Below are 601 nucleotides of genomic sequence, written 5' to 3'. Positions count from 1 at the left end.
ACCAGTTCCTGCGGCAGCCGCCCATTCTGATGAGCGGTTTGAAGCCGGGCGACCCAGTCGGTGGCGGTAGCGAACAGGACCCGGTGGCCGAGCTGGGTGGCGCGTATCCCGAGCCCGGTTGCTAGGTGGGTTTTACCGGTTCCGGGTGGCCCGAGTAGGACGATGTTGGATGCTTCGGTGAGGAACGCGCCGGTGGCCAGATGGGCGATGGTGTCCCGTTTGAGACCGGGCTGGTGATCGAAGCTGAAGTCCTCCAACGATTTGCGGGCGGGGAACCCTGCGGCTCTGGCCCGGGTCTCGGCTCCGGAGGCTTCTCGTGCGGCGACTTCGCGTGAGAGCACCGCGGCGAGGTATTCCTCATGCGTCCAGTTGTTGTCGCGGGCCTGACCAGCGAGCCTGGGCGCTGCTTCGCGTATGCGAGGAGCTTTCATCGCACGGGAGTAGTACTCGATCTGGTTGATGGTTTCCTTCTCCTCACTCATGATCAGGCGACCTGCCCGTCATCGAGGATTACGCCGAAGGCCCGGTCGTAGTCCGCCAGGTCCCGCAGCCCGGACGCATCCGTGGCAGGTGCAGGGTGTTGGAAGGCTTTACGCAGAGC

The 601-nt window shown here is 64.6% G+C and carries 1 protein-coding gene; it reads right to left on the bottom strand.

The window, feature by feature from the left end; all coding sequences use genetic code 11:
* Window positions 1-482: ATP-binding protein (locus tag AC4D2M_RS17165; RefSeq protein WP_490893110.1), on the bottom strand; the 482-nt coding region annotated here is incomplete at its 3' end.
* Window positions 483-601: the final 119 nt, after the last annotated feature.

Source organism: Arthrobacter sp. TJ-270 (genome assembly GCF_058269075.1).
The sequence above is the reverse complement of the archived record's forward strand: the minus strand, read 5'-3'. Positions and strand labels throughout refer to the sequence as shown.